Source organism: Candidatus Infernicultor aquiphilus (genome assembly GCF_002784285.1).
Taxonomy (GTDB): domain Bacteria; phylum Atribacterota; class Phoenicimicrobiia; order Phoenicimicrobiales; family Phoenicimicrobiaceae; genus Infernicultor; species Infernicultor aquiphilus.
Map to the genome: position 1 here is coordinate 1 of NZ_PFKO01000112.1, position 1,530 is coordinate 1,530.

General features: G+C 33.1%; 2 protein-coding genes. Both read left to right on the plus strand.

The window, feature by feature from the left end; all coding sequences use genetic code 11:
• Nucleotides 1–109 precede the first annotated feature (109 nt).
• Nucleotides 110–979, plus strand: coding sequence for a carbohydrate ABC transporter permease (locus tag COZ07_RS03115; RefSeq protein WP_406607127.1), 870 nt, complete (start codon nt 110–112; stop codon nt 977–979).
• On the plus strand, nt 976–1,530 hold a 555-nt coding region (locus tag COZ07_RS03120; protein WP_406607128.1), incomplete at its 3' end, for a carbohydrate ABC transporter permease. The genes COZ07_RS03115 and COZ07_RS03120, both read left to right, overlap by 4 nt.

A 1,530-nucleotide genomic window follows, 5' to 3' on the forward strand; every position in this document is an offset into this window, starting at 1 on the left:
TAATAAGTCAATTAACAGAAGGGAAAGTCTTTTGTAATGCGTACGAGAAAAATTACCCCCTGGTTATATATTATAATAAGTCAATTAACAGAAGGGAAAGTCTTTTGTAATGCGTACGAGAAAAATTACCCCCTGGTTATATATTACACCGGCAGTCTTTTTATTAACCTTTTTTTTAATTTATCCTTCAATTTACACTACTTATATTTCCCTGTTTAACTATAATTCAGAAAAATTTGTGGGTATAAAGAATTATCTTTATTGTTTTACTAATGAAATTATGCTTACTTCCTTTCGAAATAATGCCCTATGGGTAATAGTATTTGTTCCCTTAACGGTATTTTTAGGATTAATTATAGCCGTATTAGTAGATCGAGTTAAATATGAGTCAATTATAAAATCTTTAATATTTATGCCTATGGCTATTTCCTTTGTAGGTGCGGGAGTAATTTGGAAGTTTGTCTATGACTATAGACCTGCTTCGGCTGCTCAAACCGGGATTCTTAATGCAATTCGTGCAGCGTTAAATTTAGAACCTTTACCCTGGTTAATCCAAAAACCCTGGTTAAATAATCTTTGTTTAATTATGGTGGGAGTATGGATATGGACCGGGTTTTGCATGGTAATATTATCAGCAAGTTATAAAAGTATCCCTCGAGAACTTTTAGAAGCAGCACGAGTGGATGGTGCTAACGAATTTAAAATATTCTGGAAAATTATTTTACCTCTAATGAAACCTACTCTTGCTGTGGTAGCTACTACTATGATAATTAATGTTCTTAAAGTATTTGATATTGTTTATGTAATGACTAATGGAAATTTTAATACTGAGGTTATTGCTAACCGAATGTATAAAGAAATGTTTATTTTTAGGAATTATGGTCGAGCAAGTGCGATCGCAGTTATCTTATTAGTACTCATAATTCCTATGATAATAATTAATATCCAACGGTTTAGGGAGCAGGAGGCTATAAGATGATGAAGAAGTTAATTTCAACATTTTCAAAGGTACCACTTAATTTAGTGATAATTATTATAGCTTTGATATGGATACTACCCAGCGTTGGTTTATTAGTAACTTCTTTTCGACCTTCGGCTGATGTTGCCGCATCGGGTTGGTGGACTATCTTTGAGCACCCATTTAACTTTACCTGGCATACTTTAGAAAATTATCAAGAAGTTATTGTTAAAATTGGTATAGGTAAAGCCTTTTTAAACTCATTATTAATTACTATACCCGCTACAATTATTCCTATCTTAATTGCTTCTTTTGCTGCTTATGCCTTTGCCTGGATGGAGTTTCCTGGACGGAGATTGTTATTTATAATTTTAGTTGGTTTATTAGTAGTTCCTCTACAGATGACTATGATCCCTGTCCTTCGAATTTTTAATAAGTTAGGGATGGCTGGTACTTTTCCGGGAATCTGGTTAGCCCATACTGGTTATGGTCTCCCTCTGATAATATATTTATTATATAATTTTATTTCTGGGCTGCCCAGTGAGTTATTTGATTCGTCCTCTATAGATGGT